Here is a 16,558-nt window from a genome sequence, read left to right as displayed (position 1 = left end):
TTCCCCCGCCACGATGTCGAGTTCCATCGGCGGGGTGCCGCCCAGGCCATTGACCAGAAGCACGCAGCGCTCGCCCTTGGTCAGGGCGAGATCGTCGATGATGGCGGCGAGAAGCGTTTCCACCAGCGCGCTCGCCGGCTGCAGGGGCGCGCGGCGCACACCCGGCTCGCCATGAATGCCAAGACCAAGCTCGATCTCGTCCTCTCCCAGCGTGAAACCGGCCTTGCCGGCGGCCGGAACGGTGCAGGATTCCAGCGCCAGCCCCATGGAGCCGAGATCGGCGGCGGCTTCATTGGCAAGGGCCGCGACCGTTTCGAGATCGTCGCCGCGCTCGGCCGCGGCGCCCGCAATCTTGTGGATCAAGACGGTGCCGGCTATGCCGCGCCGGCGCTCTTTGGGCACGGTGCCGCGCAAGGCGACGTCGTCGGCCACCACGACCGTCTCGACCCGGCCGCCCCGGCCGCGCAAGATCTCCGCCGCGAGGCCGAAGTTCAGCCTGTCGCCCGTGTAGTTCTTGACGATGAGCAGCGCGCCGGCCGCGCCCGTCGCGGCCTCCAGCCCGGCGAGCACGGCGTCGGTGGAGGGTGAGGTGAAGATGTCCCCGGCGATCGCGCCGGTCAGCATGCCCTCGCCGACATAGCCGGCATGGGCGGGCTCGTGTCCGCTGCCGCCGCCAGACAGGACAGCGACCCGGCGCGCATCCGGCTCAGCCAGAGGATGGCGCAGCACCACCGTCTCGCCGGCCAGCAGGGCCTGACCCGGCGCGAGAGCCACCGACCCTTCCAGCATTTCCGGCACGATCGCCTTCGGATCGTTGATGAGCTTCTTCACGCGCGGTCCCCCTGCCCCAGTCCCTGCTGAAGAAGGTGACGGATTGCGGGTTGGAGGCAAGGCGTTCGGAGGGAACGGAACGGAGATTTCGGCGGCGTGCGTGGTGAAACAGCGCTGGCGGCGGAGGAAGAGCGGAGGGCTTTGCGCTTCGCAGACGACCTCAAAAAAGGGAGCAGACCAAGGACGCCGGGTCGTTTTGCGGCTTAGCGGAGGTTGGGAATCGCCGATCGCTGCGACGTGGGAACGAGACCGTGGGTGACACGGCACCACCTGACGAAACGCTGCACGGAGGGGACAGAGGATTCATCGGGACAGGGAATGGCGCCTCGGGAAGGGCGACGACAGGCATCCGCCTCGGCAACCAAGCGCATGACGGAAGCACTTCGGAAGACACGGGCGGGGTAGGCGAGGATCGCTCAACAGTAGCGGTGCCAAAGCGTATAGACGAGAACGGCCCGCCCTTCGGATACGGATTGGAACCGGCGCGGATAGCGCATGAGCTTTGGGAGGCCCCCTCCCCGCGATCGACCCAAGAGACTCTTCGATAACTCAGCAACGGAGGGCCGCCGAGTGATTTTGCGACGACCGCGAAGTGACAAGCGCAGTCGATGCCGGTGGCGCATCGGCGAGGATTGGTAAGGACGGGGCGGTGGAGAAGCGCCGACGGACCGACCCGACCGAGCGGTCAAACACTCTTCAAGAATGCCTAACGAAACCTCTGGCCGGAGGATGGGCGAGGGTTTTCGGCGGGAGCAAGGAGCGAAGCTTAAGTGATGCTGGCGGCAGGACCAAGCATTCGCCACGAAGTCCATGGCGGAATGACCCGACCAGCCGACCCAACGAGGTTTTGTTAGGCGCTCCAAGCGCCCCCGACGCATCCATGCGAAACCGGCCGCAGCGCCCGCTCAAAGCATTTCCTGCACCCGCTCCCAGGCCTTGGTCAGGTGGCGTGTGAGAACTTCGGCCAAGCGGTCGGCGTCTCGCGCCTCCAGGGCCTCGATCATCTCGCCATGTTCGGCCACCGCCGCCGCCCAGCGCTCCGGCCCCTCATGGCCGATGAAGCGCACGCGCTTCAGACGCATCTGCAGGCCGGAATGGACCTGCGCCAGCGACTGGTTGTCGGCGAGGTCCACGATCATGGAATGGATCTGCTGGTTGAGCTTGTAATAGGCCAGCCGGTCGCCCGCCTCGTAGCGCGCGATCATCTCGTCATGCACGCGCCGCACCGCCGCGATGCCGCCGTCGCTAGCCGCCGCGCAGGCGAGCCGCCCGGCCAGGTCCTCCAGCGTGCGGATGACGAGCATCATGTCCTGCACGTCCTTGCGGCCGAAGCGGCGCACCACCGCGCCCCGGCTGGGCACGAGCTCCACCAGACCTTCGCTGGCGAGATACTTGATGGCCTCGCGCAACGGCGTGCGCGAGATGCCGAGCTGCTCGCCGAGCTGGCCTTCGTGCAGGCGCGTACCCGGCTCCAGCGCGCCTTCGATGATCATGTCGCGCAGGCGGTTGACGATCGTGTCGTGCAGCGAGGTGCGCGCGATGCGCCCGGCTCCCGCAGGCTCCGCAGCCTGGTCCGCCGGACGGGCCGTCCCGATCGTCTCGCTCATCGAATGCTCCTGGCCTGTGCGCCCGATGGGACATCGACGCGCGTGACATTCATCACGCGGGCGGGAAGGCGTCAATTTAAAATGCTGCATGCAGAATACAAAAGGCTTGATGACGGAATGCAAGATCGTTATGCCTGCTGACGAGTTTCCTGGGAGGAGCCGTCATGGCGAACGCAACCAACCCTTCGAGCCGGCCCGTGATCGCGCTTGCGATGGGCGATCCCGCCGGCATCAGCCCGGAACTGACCGCCATGCTCCTGACGTTGCCGGAGGCGAAGGATGCGGCTCGCATCGTCACCTTCGGCGACCGGCGCATCCTGGAGCGCGGCGCCATCGAGGCCGGGGTGACGTTGGATCTCGACGTGGTGGCGAGCGAAGCGGAGATCGTGCCCGGCGCGCGGCATGTGCTGGTGGATCTCGGCCATCTCTCGGTCGAGGAGGTCGAGCGCGGTCAGGCAACGTTGCCCGGGGGCCTTTTCGCCACGCGAAATTTCCGCTCGGCCCTGGAAATGGCCCATCGCGGCGAGGCGGATGCGGTCTGCTTTACGCCTTTCAACAAGCAGGCGATGCGGCTGGCCTATCCCGGCTATGACGACGAAATCCGCTTCGTGGTGGATGTCACCGGCTTTCGCGGCAAGGTCCGCGAGTTCAACGTTCTGGAAAAGGTCTGGAACGCCCGCGTTACCTCGCACATCCCCTTGAAGGACGTGTCGGCGCATCTCTCGGTGGACGCGATTCTGGCCGAGGTTAAGCTGACGAATGACTGCCTGAAGCAATCCGGGATTGAGCGCCCACGCATCGCGATCAACGGCCTGAACCCGCATGCCGGCGACGGCGGCGCGTTCGGCACCGAGGAGATCGAGATCATCGAGCCCGCAGTGCGGGCCGCCAAGGACCTCGGCTACGAGGTGGACGGCCCGTTCCCGGCCGACACGGTGTTCCTGCGCGCCCTCAAGGAGGGCTGGCACGCGGTCCTCACCATGTATCACGACCAGGGCCAGATCGCGATGAAGCTCATGGGCTTCGACAAGGGTGTCACCATGATGGGTGGCCTGCCCTTCCCGCTCTGCACCCCGGCCCACGGCACGGCCTACGACATCGCCGGCAAGGGCGTCGCCGATATCGGCGCGACGCGCGAGGCCTTCCGGCTCGCCGTGCGCATGGCCAACCAGCAGCGTGCGCGGGCGGTGGCGGCCGAATAGGCCGGGCCGCCCATCCGGTCACGCGCGGGGAGGAAGCGCATGTCCCATACCAACGAACCGAAGCTCGATCGCACCAACTGGCCCATCGCCGCGGCGATGATCCAATATCCAGCCCTGCTCCCGGACGGGCGTTCCACGCAGGACCAGTCCGCCGAGGAATGGTTCGAAACGCTGGCCGACGTCGCGGATGCCGGCTTCAGCGAGCTCGACCCGACCGACAGCTGGCTGCGCGTCGCCGATCTGGAACCTTCGCGGCTGGACGAGTTCATGGGCGTGGTCCGCGCCCATGGGCTGACCATTCCCAGCATTTCCACCGCGCGGCGCAACCTGATCGACCCCGAGCACGGCGAGGCGCATGTCGCCTATGGCCACCGCGTTCTCGACACGGCGGCCCGGATCGGCGCGGAGGCCGTGTCCTTCGGCTTCTTTTCGCCCCTGACGGACGCGCAGCGCAAGGCGCTGTGGTTCTGGACCGTGGACGGCGTCAAGAACCCCGACGATCCCGAGACCTTCCGCCTCGCCGTGGAGCGGGTGCGCGATCTCGGCCGGCACGGGGCCGAACTCGGCCTCGAAGTCGCACTGGAAATGTACGAGGACACGCTCCTTGGTACGGCCGACGGCGCAGTTCGCCTCGTCACCGAAATCGACCTGCCCAACGTCAAGATCAATGCCGATCTCGGCAATCTCGTCCGCCTCCATCGCGAGGTCGAGCCTTGGCAGGCGATGATGGAAAAGCTCGCGCCCTTCTGCGGCTATTGGCATATCAAGAACTACACGCGCATGGAGGACGCTTCGAGCGGCCTCGTCATGACCGCCCCCGCCCCGCTCGAATTCGGGACGATCAACTACCGCGCGGCCATTCGCATGGCGCTCGCCCACGGCTTCCGGTCGCCCTTCCTGGTCGAGCATTACGGCGGCGACGGCCTCAGCGTCAGCGCCGCCAATCGCGACTATCTCAGGAAAATCCTGCCAAGACCCGGAGTTCAAGCATGACGTCGATCTTCGACGCGCCGGAGCGCTTCGCCGCCAGCGCCCTTGCCGGCTTCTGCGATGTTTACAGCCATCTTGTCCATGCCACCCGCGGCGGCGCGCTGCGGGCCACTGAGACGCCGGAGGGCAAGGTCGCCCTGGTGATCGGCGGCGGCTCGGGCCACTATCCCGCCTTTCTCGGCTATGTCGGCGCGGGCCTTGCGGACGCGGCCGTGGCGGGCGACGTCTTCGCCTCGCCCTCGACGGAAAGCGTCGCGCGCATCTGCCGGCAGGCCCATCGGGGCGGGGGCATCCTGCTCGGCTTCGGCAACTATGCCGGCGACGTGTTGAACTTCGGCGCGGCGGCGGAGCGGCTGCGCGGCGAAGGGATCGACGTGCGCGTGCTCGCCGTCACCGACGATGTCGCGAGCGCCGGCTCGGACGAGAAACCCAAGCGCCGGGGCGTCGCGGGCGACGTGCCGGTGTTCAAGATCGCGGGCGCGGCGGCCGAGGCCGGCCTTGCGCTGGACGAGGTGGAGCGCCTGGCGCGGCTTGCCAACGCGCGCACCGTCTCGCTCGGCATCGCCTATTCCGGCTGCACCCTGCCCGGCGCGGACGGCCCGCTCTTTTCCGTCAATCCGTCGCAGGTCGCGATCGGCCTCGGCATTCATGGCGAGCCGGGCATTCGCGACCAGCCGCGCATGGCCGCCGCCGAGCTGGCCGGGCTGCTGGTCGAGCCGCTGCTGGCCGAGCGCCCGGACGGCGCAAATGGCCGCGTCGCCGCGATCCTGAACGGGCTCGGCTCTACGAAATACGAAGAGCTCTTCGTTCTCTGGACCCATGTGGCCGAGCGCCTGCGCGCGAGCGGCCTCGAGCTCGTCGCGCCGGAGGTCGGCGAGTTCGTCACCAGCCTCGACATGGCCGGCTGCTCGCTGACGTTGACCTGGCTCGACGCCGAGCTGGAGCCGCTCTGGCTGGCGCCGGCCGAGACCGCCGCCTTACGGCGTGGCCATGGGACGCCGCGCGAGCGGGCGGAGAAGCCCATCGAGAGCCGGGCCGAAACCTTGCGCTTCACCGCAGCCTCCGAGACCTCGCGCCGGAGCGCGGCCCGCGTCCAGGCGGCGCTGGAGGCCATCGCGGGCGCCTTGAGCGAGGCAGAGGAGGAGTTGGGCCGCATCGACGCCGTTGCCGGCGACGGCGACCACGGCCAGGGCATGCGGCGCGGCTCCGCCTCAGCGGCGGAGGGCGGGCGCAAGGCGCTGGAGGCCGGGGCCGGCGCGGGCTCGCTGCTCGCCCATGCCGGGGACCGCTGGGCCGACACGGCGGGCGGCACGTCCGGTGCCATCTGGGGCCTGTTCCTGCGCGCCTTCGGCACCGCGCTGGGCGACGGCGAAGCGCCGGACGCGCCCCGCGTGGCGGCGGGCGCCAAAGCCGGACTCGAGGCCGTCACCACGCTCGGCCGCGCCCGGCCGGGCGACAAGACGCTGGTCGACGCGCTGGCGCCCTTTGCCCAAACGCTGGAGCGCGAGGTGGCCACCGGCCGCGATCTGCGCTCGGCCTGGGCCACCGCCGCCGAGGCCGCGACCGTGGCGGCCGAGGCCACCAAAGATCTGACGCCGCGCCTCGGGCGCGCCCGGCCGCTGGCGGCCAAAAGCCTCGGCCATCCCGACGCCGGCGCCGTCTCGCTCGCGCTCGTCGCGCGAACGGTCTCAGAGGTTCTCGCCGCCGCCGAGACGGCGGAGCCCCTGCCCGCCTGACGCATCCCTAGAACACGCCGCCCCCGGGCCGAGGAGAGCCCGAGGGAGGCGAGGACCCATCGAGGGGCGCAGGACGCGCCCCGACCAGACCAACCGGGAGGAACCGACATGAAGACCCTAGCCCTGACCAGCCTCGTCGCCATTGCCGCCGCCTTCGCCAGCGCGCCGGCCTCGGCCCAATGGGCGCCAAGCAAGCCGATCGAATTCGTCGCGGCCGGCGGCGCGGGCGGCGGCACGGACCAGTTCGCCCGCCAGCTTCAGGCCGCGATCGCCAAGAACGATCTGGCGCCGGAGAACGTCGTGGTCGCCAACAAGGGCGGCGGCTCGGGCGCGGAGGCCTTCATCTACGGCACCGGCTCGGCCGGCGACGCGCACAAGCTGATCTTCGGCACCTCCAACGAGTGGCAGCTGCCGCTTGTCACCAAGATCGGCTACAAGCCCGACAGCCTGACGCCGGTGGCGACGCTCGCGGTGGACGAGTTCATCGTCTGGGTGCAGGCCGACAGCCCCTACAACACGATCATGGACCTCGTGAACGCCGGCAAGGAAAAACCCGGCGCCATCAAGTTCGGGGGCTCGCAGTCCAAGGACGTGGACCAGACTCTCGTCCGCCAGATCGAGGCGGCGACCGGCGCGAAGTTCCTCTACATTCCCTTCAAGTCGGGTTCGGAAGCGGCCGTGCAGCTTGCCGGCAACCATATCGACGCCAACACCAACAACCCGGCCGAAAATGTCGGCCAGTGGCGCGCGGGACAGGCCAAGGCGCTTTGCGTCGTCGCGCCCCAGCGCATGGCCTACAAGGACAAGGTGACCGAGACCCAGTCTTGGAACGACATCCCCACCTGTAAGGAACAGGGCCTGCCGATCGAGAGCTACCAGATGCCGCGCACGGTCTTCGCCCCGGCGGACGTGCCGGCCGAGGCCGTCGCCTACTACACCGACATGCTGCGCAAGGCCTCCGAGACGCCGGAGTTCCAGGCCTATCTGAAGACGACCTCGCAGACCCCGCGCTTCCTCGCGGGCGAGGAGTTCAAGAGCTACATCGCCGACAATGCCGAGACCTCGCGCAAGCAGTTCGAGGCCGACGGCTGGTTGGTGAAGTAACCCCAGGCGCCTCCCGAGGCGGCCCGCCGGGCCGCCTTTTTCCACGCTTCCACCCGGAGGACATCATGGTGACTCGGCGTCATGTCGAAGTGGTCACGGGTCTGGCGCTTGCCCTGGTCGGCGCGGTCACGGCCTATGGCGCACAGGAGAACGGCATCGGCTGGACCGATTTCGGCCCGGCCGCCGGCTATTTTCCCTTCCGCATCGGCATTCTCGTGCTGCTTCTCGGCTTGGCAATCGCGCTTCGCTACGGGCTGACCGGGCGTCGGCGCGTGCGCCCGGCGGCGGAAGCGGAGGTCGCAGGCCCGGCGGCGATGCATCCGGCAAACGGGCTGGACGTGCGGTTCCTGGAAGACGGCGCGCTCGGGCGCATCGCCTCGGTTTTCGTGCCGACGGCGGTCTCGGCCGCGCTCATTCCCTGGCTCGGCGTTTATTTCGCCTGCGGCCTGTTTCTCGTCTTCTCCATCGTCACGCTCAACAAGTCGAGCCTCCCCAAGGCGCTCGCCATCGCCGTCTGCACGATGGGGGCCTTCTTCGTCCTCTTCGAGTTCTGGTTTCAGGTTCCGCTCGCCAAGGGCGTGCTGATGCCGCTTCTCGGCATCCACTGAGCCTTTCCGATGACATCGAAAAGGCTCCAGCTCTCTGATTTCACCGCATTATCCGACGGCAAGGCGTGTCCGCCTTGCCTGGAAATGCTCTAGGAGACACACGATGGCCGACTTCGCCAATCTCCTGCACGGCTTCTCCGTCGCCCTGTCCTTCTACCATGTCGCGCTTATCGTCATGGGCGTGCTGCTCGGCATTCTGGTCGGCGTTCTGCCGGGCCTCGGCGCGCCGAACGGCGTGACGCTGCTCCTGCCGCTGACCTTCACCATGGACCCGGTGTCGGCGATCATCCTTCTTTCCTCCATGTATTGGGGCGCGCTGTTCGGCGGATCGACCACCTCGATCCTGTTCAACATTCCGGGCGAGCCCTCCTCCGTCGCCACGACCTTCGACGGCTATCCCATGGCCAAGCAGGGCCGCGCGACGGAAGCGCTCGCGACCGCCTTCTTCTCGGCCGGAATCGGCGCGCTGGTGGGCGTTCTTGTCATTACGGTTCTCGCCGGTTGGATCGCCTCCTTCGCGCTGCGGTTCTCCTCGCCGGAATTCTTCGCGATCTATCTCCTCGCCTTCTGCTCCTTCATCGGGCTCGGCGGCGCCGATCCGATGAAGACCGCCGTGTCGCTCCTGGCGGGCCTCGCCTTCGCGACGGTGGGCATGGACACGGTGTCGGGCGAGCTGCGCCTCACCTTCGGCTTTACCGATCTTCTGCGCGGCATTTCCTTCCTCGTCGCCGTGATCGGCCTGTTCGGCATCGGCGAGCTTCTTCTCACCGTTCAGGAGGAGCTGAAGTTCAAGGGCGTCTCCTCGCGCATCGAAATCCGCGAGATCTTCCGGGCGCTCGCGCGCCTGCCGCATTACTGGGTGACTTTCCTGCGCTCGGCGGCGGTCGGCGTCTGGATGGGCATCACGCCGGGTGGGCCGACGGCCGCGTCCTTCATGAGCTACGGGCTCGGCCGCCGCTTCGGCAAATACGGGTCCAATTTCGGCAAGGGCGAGCCGGAAGGCGTCATCGCGCCGGAAGTCGCCGACCATTCGGCCGGCACCTCGGCGCTTCTGCCCATGCTGGCGCTCGGCGTGCCGGGCTCGGCCACCGCCGCCGTCATGATGGGTGGCCTGATGATCTGGGGCCTCCAGCCCGGCCCGCTTCTCTTCACCGAGCAGCCGGATTTCGTCTGGGGCCTCATCGCCTCCATGTATCTCTCCAACATCATCGCCGTGGTGCTGGTGCTCGCCACCGTGCCGCTCTTCGCCTCGATCCTGCGCATTCCCTTCGGCATCATCGGCCCGATCATCATCGTGGTCTGCCTGATCGGCGCCTACACCGTGGCCAATGCCGAGTTCGATGTGATGATGGCGGTGGCCTTCGGCGTCATGGGCTATGTCTTCAAGCGGCTGGACTATCCCATCGCGCCGCTGGTGCTCGCCATGGTGCTGGGCGACAAGGCCGAGGACGCCTTCCGCCAGTCCATGCTCTATTCCGGCGGCTCGATCTCGATCTTCTGGTCGAACCCGCTGGTGGCGACGCTGATGGGCCTTGCCATGCTGCTTCTCTTCTGGCCGCTCCTGTCCAGGCTCGTCGGCCTTGTCAGCGGGGAACGGACCGAGGCCAGCGCGCCGCGCGGCTGATCCTCCCCGCGCACGCAACACGAAACGGCCGCGACAACATCCCCGTCGCGGCCGTTTCGTGTTCGGCTGGAACCGCAGGTGGCATCGCGCTATCGAAACCACCAGCCAAACCCGGAGACGTCTTTTGAAGCCTCAGCCCCTCACCCAAGCGCCGGGCGACGCCGCCCACCGACGGTCCATCGCTCCCGTGATCTGCTATCCCGTGGAAACCCTGCCGAAGCCCGACCTCGCGGCCTACCGCGCCGTTCGGGAGGACTGGTCGCTGGTGGAGCGGGTCACCCTGCCGGCGCGCGACGCCGCCTGCTTCCGCGCCCCGGCGGGCCATTTCTTCCGCATCCTCTCGGTCGAGGGGCCGCAGGTCGGCGACCTCAACCTCTTCAACGCGGCCGATCTCACCGAGCGCTTCTACAGCGGCAAGACGCGGGCGCTGTTCGGCACGCATGTCGGCCTCGGCGACCAGCTCTTTTCCAGCTTTCCGACGCTTCGCCCGATGGCGACGATCACCCATGATACGCTGGACTGGTACGGGTTCGATGCGTTCGGCGGCTCGGTGCACGACGTGATCGGCACGCGCTGCGATCCCTACACGCATGCGCTGCTGAGCGGCGGCGGCCAGTACCACCATTGCTGCCATTCCAACCTGACGCGGGCGCTGGCGGCCGAGACAGGGCTGCCGCTGCACGAGGCCGAGCGGCATGTGCATGACGTGCTGAACGTTTTCATGTGCACCGGCTTCACCCGGGACACCGGCCAGTATTTCATGAAGGCGAGCCCGGTGCGGCCGGGGGACTATCTCGAGTTCTTCGCCGAGATCGATCTTCTCGGCTGCCTCTCCGCCTGCCCCGGCGGCGACTGCTCCACAGTCCATTCTTCGGATGTCGCGGCCTGCCATCCGCTGGTGGTGGAGGTCTACAAGCCGGCCCGCCTGCCGGAAGGCTGGGCGCCGCCACCAGTAAACGCCTACGACCGCAGCCACGGCACCAAGGGCGAATAACGAAAGAAGGCAGGGCACGCCGGCCCTGCCTTTCCCCGCCGCTTTGCTCCGGGCCGCCCCCGCTCGGACCGGAGCGCCCCTCGCTTGGCTAGCGCCCGCCGCCCATGGCGCCCTTGCGGCCGAAGGCGACCGCCAGCACGATCAGCGCGCCGGCCACCATGTTCTGCTCGCTGACATCGAGGCCCATGATGATGAGGCCGTTGTTGATCGTTCCGATCAGAAGCGCGCCAACGAAGGTGCCGATGATGGTCGCCTTGCCGCCGAACAGGCTGGTGCCGCCGAGAATCACCGCCGCGATGGCGGCAAGCTCGGCCCCCGTGCCAAAAGAATAGCGCGCCGTCTGCATCATGCCGGAATAGAGCATGCCGGCCACCGCGCCCGCCGCGCCGCTGATGAGAAAGCAATAGAGCTTGATGCGCTTGGTCGGCACGCCAGAATATTGCGCGGCGACGCGGTTGCCGCCCGTCGCAAGCACCTGCCGGCCGAAAGGCGTATAGCGCAGGACGACATGGCCGATCGCCGCCACCGCCAGCGACCAGACGAAGAGCGAGGGGAGCGGGCCGAGGCTGCCCGAGCCGAACAGGCCGGTGAAGGTCTGGTCCGAGATCGGCACGGGCTTGGTGTAGGTCAGGCGCATGTCGAGGCCGCGCACGAACTGCATCATGCCGAGCGTCACCAGGAAGGACGGGATGTTGACGACGGTGACGAAGAAGCCGTTCACCGCGCCGACCAGAAGCCCGCTCGCCAGCGCCGCGACCACCCCGCCCGCCACGCCGTAGCCCGCCTGCATGGCGAGCGCGGAGGCGAGCGCGGCCAGCGCCGCCGTCGAGCCGACAGAGAGATCGAGCTCGCCCGCCGCGATAACGAAGGTCATGGCGACGGCGATGACGGCGATCATCGAGGTCGTGCGCGTGATGTTGAAGAGGTTCGCCATCGACAGGAAGCCCTTGTCGCCGATGGTGAAGGCGAAGAAGACGAGCACGGCGGCGAAGAAGATGTAGACCACGAAGTCGCGCCACTGGAATCCGGCGTGGAAAGCCGGGTGAACGGGCACAGCAGCGGCGCCGGCGGTCTTGGTTGGGCTAGCCTTGGACTGCATGATGCAGGACCTCCTCCGATGCGATGTCGCGTCTTTCCAGGGTTTTGACGACCCGCCCGTCGTGCAGCACGACCAGCCGATCGCTGAGGGCGAGCAGTTCCTCGAACTCGGACGAGATGACGAGAACCGCCGTGCCCCGGTCGGCGATCTCGCGCACGATCTCGACGATGTCGGTCTTGGCGCCGATGTCGACGCCGACCGTCGGCTCGTCGAGGATCAGGAGCTTGGGATGGCGGGCCAGCCATTTGGCGAGCACCACCTTCTGCTGGTTGCCGCCCGACAGAAGCTGGACCACCTTGGCCGGGCCGTCGGTGCGGATCTTCAGGTCGCGGATCGACTGGCGCGCCTCGTTCGCCGCCGCGCGGTCCCGCACGAACAGCCCTTTGCTGAAGCGCTTGAGGCTCGGCAGAGCGAAATTGCTTTGGACGGAATGATCGAGCACCAGGCCCTGCCGGCGCCGATCCTCCGGCACCAGCGCGACGCCCGCCGCCATGGCCTCGTCGGTGGAGCGCACGGGCTTGCCTTCGATGCGGATCTCGCCGCCGGTCGCCGCCCGCACGCCAAAAATCGCCTCGGCGATCTCGGTGCGGCCCGAGCCCATGAGGCCGGCAAGCCCGACGATCTCGCCGGCGCGGATCGAGAAGGACACGTCGTGGACGCGCACCGCGACACCGAGGTTGCGCACCTCCAGCACGGCCCCGACATCGGCCAAGGGCGGGCGCTCGCGCCATTGCAGCGAGCCGACCGAGCCGCCACCGAGCATGGCCTCGATCAGCCGTTCCATGGAGACGTTCGCGCAGTCGTCGGTCAGAACGGTCGCGCCGTCGCGCATCACCGTCACCCGGTCGCAGATCTCGAAGATCTCCGACATGCGATGCGAGATGTAGACGATGGCGACGCCGCGCTCCTTCAGCCGGCGGGCGATGCGGAAGAGCGACTGCGTTTCCGTGTCGGAAAGCGAGGAGGTCGGCTCGTCCATGATGAGGACGCGCGCCTTCTTGGAGAGGGCCTTGGCGATCTCCACCATCTGCCGCGCGCCGGTGCTGAGCAGTTCCACCGGCATGCGCGGGTCGATTGCCTCGCCGAGATCGTCGAGGATCGCCTGTGCCTGCCGGCAGGCTTCGCGATCGTCCACAAAGGCGCCTCGACGCGGCTCGCGATGGAGGAAGATGTTCTGTGCGACGGTGAGCGTCGGCACAAGGCTGAGCTCCTGAAAGATCATCGCGACGCCCGCGCCTTCCGCCTCGGCGGGGGTGGCGAAGGTCTCGGCCTTGCCGTCGAGGGTCAGCGTCCCGGCGTCGCGGAGATAAACGCCGGTCAGGATCTTCATCAGCGTCGACTTGCCCGCGCCGTTGCCGCCCATCAGCGCGTGGATCTCGCCGCGACGCAGCTCGAAGCGCGCCTTCTTCAGGACGGGAATGCCGTTGAAGGCCTTTTCCATGCCCTGCATGTCGAGAATGTCGTCTTGCATCCCATGCCATCCCGACCAGCGAGCGCGGGAGACCCAAAGCGCTCAGGGAAGATGCGGGGCGGCGAACCCGCCGCCCCGCCGCGAAGCGGGGATCAGTTGGACAGGTCGGCCGACATCTCGGCCGGTAGGTCCTTGCGGTAGATCGTCTTGTAGGACGCCGGGAGATTGCTCCGATCCACCGCCAGCGGCGGCACGACGACATAGGGCGGGGTCGCTTCGCCGATCAGCGCCAGCGCGCCGACCTTGGCCTCGGCCGTGCCCTGGTCGTAGGGACGCTGCGAGGAGATGCCGGCGATGAAGCCCTTCTTGGCCATGTTGGCGGCGACGATCTGGTCGAAGTTCTCGCAGACGATCTTGAAGTTCTCGGGCGACATGCCGGCGACCTGGGCGGCCGTGGCGGCGCCCATGGCCGGGATGCTCCAGGAGCCGTAGAGCCCGTTCAACGTGGGATAGCGCGCGAGCAGCGCCTGCGCCACTTCCTGGCCCTTGTCCGGGTCGTCATGGCCGGCGGTGGCGACGAGCTTCACGTCGGGATATTTGGCCATGAGCCGGGCGACGAAGCCCTCGTAGCGCAGATTGGTGACGTAGAAGTCGTTGGCGAAATAGAGCGCGGCGACGTCGCCCTTGCCGCCGATCGCCTTGGCCAGCTCGTCGGCCACATACATGCCGAGCGCCAGATTGTCCGAGGAGATGATCGAGACATAGTCCTTGCCGGGCTCCATGCCGTCCACCGCCTGGTCGATGAAGACGACCTTGGTGCCGGCCTCGGCGATGCGCTTGTAGGCGGCCGCCGTGGTCTGGCCGTTCAGCGGGATGGAGACGAGGAGGTCGGGCTTCAGGACGGCGATGGAATCGAGATCGGAGATCTGCTTGGCGTCGTCCCAATTGGCATTGGTCTCGGCCACGACCTTGATACCCATGGACTCGAAGTTTTCCTTGAGGCCCGTCAGCTGCTCGGAGGCCCAGTCGTCGCCCAGCCAGCCCATGGCGATTGCGACCGTGAAATTGCCGGCCTTGATCTTGGCGGCCTGCTCCGGGGTGATGGCGATCGATGAGCCCAGGACGCCCTTCTCGCCGCGCTGGCCGTCGCTAACCACGGTCGAGGAGAGATCGTCGATCTTGGCGAGCTCCAGCGTCTTGGCGGTCGGCGCCTGATACCAGAGCGGCTGGTTGAGATCGGCGGCGATGTTGTCGGCCGCGAACACCGCGCTCGGTGCGACCGAGACCGAAAGCAGAGCGAGGGCCGCGGCGAGGGCGGCTGGCTTGAAGTGACGCATGAGATCCTCCCGGATGTTGAGCGAGCAGCGCTGCCCGGCCCCGTCCTCCCAGACGGTGCGCGGGTCTCATCGCTCCGGCGCGAAGCTGTCGCGCCGGGCGAACCTCGTCGTCGCGAGGCTTTCAGTTCGTGTCAGGCGCGGTTCAGCATGAACTCGCGCAGCATGAGGGCGAGCCGATCCTCGGCCTCCCAGGCAAGGCTATGGCCGCATTCCTCGAAGACCTCGGACCGCTCGACGCCTTCCGAAACCTTCAGCATCTGGTCGCGCACCAGCGGGCCGAAGAATTCCGGCGCGCCCACCGTCATGATCGGCAGCGAGAGCTTCTTCTGTTTCAGCTCGGCATTGATGCGCGCGTTCTTCAGGCCGGCGCGGTAGGTCTCCAGGCAGCCGCGCAAGCCCCCGGGGGCGGACAGGCGGGCGATCCATTCCGAGATCGCCTCGTCGCTGATCGCGGTCGGGTTCCAGGTCTCGGCCTTGATCCAGAACTCCCAGAACTCGCGCTCGCGGCCGGTGATGAGCATTTCCGGCAGATGCGGAATCCAGAAGAAGGGAATGTGCCAAACCCAGACGCCCTGCTGGCGATACTGGGCGGAAATGTTGTCCGGCGTGAAGTTGGACCATTCCTCCAGCCCTTCGCCCGAAAGCAGCATCTCGCAGAAGGAAAGCGTCTTGACCCGGTCGCGCTGCGTGGCGGCCAGCGCATAGGCGAATTCCGCGCCCCGGTCCTCGCCATGCAGGTGGAACCGCTCGTGCCCGAGCTGCGTCATCAGCTCGGCCATGTCGTTGGCGTTGGTAAGGGAATCGTAGCCTTCCTCCGCCGGCGGCTTGTCGGTGTAGCCGAAGCCGCGCAGATCGGGCGCGACGACGGTGAAATGCTCCGTAAGGAGGGGCAGGAGCTTGGCCCAGTAGTAATGGGTCTTGGGCGTGCCATGCAGGAGCAGAAGCGGCTCGCCCTGCCCGGCCGTCACATAATGCATCCGGATGCCATTGACCCGCGCGCGCCCGTGCTTCACGGGGGCCCCCGCGTGATCGACGATCTCAACCATGTTTCCTCCCGAACGAAGCGAAGTCCGGGAGAGCGCGGCCTCAAGCCTTCAGGCGCTCGTCGCCCGCGCCTCCCAGCGCAGCGGACTTCGATCGCCTGCAACATAAATCAGGGAGGAACATTTGGTCAATACAAAAAACATCTGTTCATGCGTAGGCTGCAAAACTCCCGCCGAAGGCTCGCCGGATGGCTATCGAACGACGTAAAAGCGTCAGGCGAGAAACGTGAGGAGCTGATCGCGCACGCACAATAGTATCGACACGGGCGCGTCGGTGCGCCTCGCAGCCCGAGCGTCGATGTCAGTTCGAGGTGAGCCGCCGATCGGCCCCGAGGAAGTGACCCTGCAGGGCGGAGCGGAAGCGCGCGGCGGTGGGGTAGTCCCAATTGGGATCGCCGCCGAGGAAGAGGTCCAGAAACGGGATGGCGAGATTGGGATCGTCCTGCACGTTCTCGCGGAAGGACTGCCAGGAGCGCAGCTCCACCGCCTGCGGCGAGAGATGGATGCCTTCGAGCGATTGCTCCGCCAGGACCTTGTCGAGCACCGTGATGCAGAACTCGAAATAGAAGACGCCTTCCGGCCAGAAGGCGATCAGCCGTTCCTCTGGGCGCAGGGCCGAGGTGCCGGCTGGTTCGCTGGCCACCCCCTGCCCGGCAGCCGACTGCACCGGCCGGTTGCGGATGAAGCTGCTGAACAGGAGCCCGGCGGCGAAATGGCTGAAGTCGCGCCGGTCCCGATCGGCCAGTTCGCGCTGCGCGTCGAAGCGGCGGACCCATTCCAGAAAGGCGCGGGTCAGCTGACGCGAGGAAACGGTGAGATCGGTGCCGTAGCGCAGGTTGAACTGGGCGAGCCCGTGGTCCACCAGATGCGAGAAGGCCGCCAGACGCCGGATCGAGCGCTTGATGGGCGAACGCCCCTCCGCCTCGGGCGGAAAGTCGATGCTGAGCTTCATCGCGCTGTCGGTCAATTCGG

Annotated in this window: 14 protein-coding genes; 7 read left to right on the top strand and 7 right to left on the bottom strand. The window is 67.5% G+C overall.

The features are described from left to right. Nucleotides 1–831: dihydroxyacetone kinase subunit DhaK (locus AUL32_RS02800; RefSeq protein ID WP_192847412.1), on the bottom strand; the 831-nt coding region annotated here is incomplete at its 3' end. Between the two features lie 905 nt (nt 832–1,736). Then, nucleotides 1,737–2,438: a GntR family transcriptional regulator gene (locus AUL32_RS02795; protein ID WP_062111561.1), complete on the bottom strand. Its 702-nt coding sequence runs from the start codon at nt 2,436–2,438 to the stop codon at nt 1,737–1,739. Between the two features lie 164 nt (nt 2,439–2,602). On the opposite strand from AUL32_RS02795, the gene AUL32_RS02790 reads away from it, so the two are divergent. From AUL32_RS02790 to AUL32_RS02760, 7 genes are all read left to right on the top strand, one after another. Continuing rightward, the gene (locus AUL32_RS02790; RefSeq protein WP_062111559.1) at nt 2,603–3,640 is read left to right on the top strand and encodes a 4-hydroxythreonine-4-phosphate dehydrogenase PdxA; all 1,038 of its coding nucleotides are present in this window, start codon (nt 2,603–2,605) and stop codon (nt 3,638–3,640) included. A gap of 39 nt (nt 3,641–3,679) precedes the next feature. Next, nucleotides 3,680–4,633, top strand: coding sequence for a sugar phosphate isomerase/epimerase family protein (locus AUL32_RS02785; protein ID WP_062111557.1), 954 nt, complete (start codon nt 3,680–3,682; stop codon nt 4,631–4,633). Continuing rightward, complete coding sequence (locus tag AUL32_RS02780; RefSeq protein WP_062111555.1) at nt 4,630–6,366, top strand: dihydroxyacetone kinase family protein; 1,737 nt, start codon at nt 4,630–4,632, stop codon at nt 6,364–6,366. Before AUL32_RS02785 ends, AUL32_RS02780 begins: the two co-directional genes overlap by 4 nt. A 108-nt stretch (nt 6,367–6,474) precedes the next feature. Next, entirely contained in the window at nt 6,475–7,470 is a 996-nt protein-coding gene (locus tag AUL32_RS02775; RefSeq protein WP_062111553.1) for a tripartite tricarboxylate transporter substrate binding protein, read from the top strand. Nucleotides 7,471–7,535: 65 nt separating this feature from the next. Further along, nucleotides 7,536–8,078 carry a tripartite tricarboxylate transporter TctB family protein gene (locus AUL32_RS02770; RefSeq protein ID WP_062111550.1) on the top strand — a complete coding sequence of 181 codons (543 nt, stop codon included), beginning with the start codon at nt 7,536–7,538 and terminating at the stop codon, nt 8,076–8,078. A 103-nt stretch (nt 8,079–8,181) separates the two neighbouring features. Next, on the top strand, nt 8,182–9,702 hold the full coding sequence (locus tag AUL32_RS02765; protein WP_062111548.1) for a tripartite tricarboxylate transporter permease: 1,521 nt from the start codon (nt 8,182–8,184) through the stop codon (nt 9,700–9,702). A gap of 124 nt (nt 9,703–9,826) precedes the next feature. Then, nucleotides 9,827–10,696, top strand: a complete 870-nt coding sequence (locus tag AUL32_RS02760; RefSeq protein WP_062111546.1) for an urea carboxylase-associated family protein — start codon at nt 9,827–9,829, stop codon at nt 10,694–10,696. An 88-nt stretch (nt 10,697–10,784) separates the two neighbouring features. Here AUL32_RS02760 and AUL32_RS02755 read toward each other — a convergent pair whose 3' ends face one another. From AUL32_RS02755 to AUL32_RS02735, 5 genes are all read right to left on the bottom strand, one after another. Further along, complete coding sequence (locus AUL32_RS02755; protein ID WP_062111544.1) at nt 10,785–11,795, bottom strand: ABC transporter permease; 1,011 nt, start codon at nt 11,793–11,795, stop codon at nt 10,785–10,787. Then, complete coding sequence (locus AUL32_RS02750; RefSeq protein ID WP_062111542.1) at nt 11,779–13,266, bottom strand: sugar ABC transporter ATP-binding protein; 1,488 nt, start codon at nt 13,264–13,266, stop codon at nt 11,779–11,781. Before AUL32_RS02750 ends, AUL32_RS02755 begins: the two co-directional genes overlap by 17 nt. A gap of 92 nt (nt 13,267–13,358) precedes the next feature. Next, nucleotides 13,359–14,543, bottom strand: a complete 1,185-nt coding sequence (locus tag AUL32_RS02745; protein WP_062111540.1) for a substrate-binding domain-containing protein — start codon at nt 14,541–14,543, stop codon at nt 13,359–13,361. A 131-nt stretch (nt 14,544–14,674) separates the two neighbouring features. Further along, on the bottom strand, nt 14,675–15,589 hold the full coding sequence (locus AUL32_RS02740; protein WP_062111538.1) for an alpha/beta fold hydrolase: 915 nt from the start codon (nt 15,587–15,589) through the stop codon (nt 14,675–14,677). A 298-nt stretch (nt 15,590–15,887) separates the two neighbouring features. After that, the gene (locus AUL32_RS02735) at nt 15,888–16,553 is read right to left on the bottom strand and encodes a hypothetical protein (RefSeq protein WP_062111536.1); all 666 of its coding nucleotides are present in this window, start codon (nt 16,551–16,553) and stop codon (nt 15,888–15,890) included. Between the last annotated feature and the right edge of the window lie 5 nt (nt 16,554–16,558).

This window comes from Aureimonas sp. AU40 (genome assembly GCF_001463785.1).
In the GTDB taxonomy this organism is placed as follows: domain Bacteria; phylum Pseudomonadota; class Alphaproteobacteria; order Rhizobiales; family Rhizobiaceae; genus Aureimonas.
This window is presented reverse-complemented; position numbering and strand designations above follow the sequence as displayed.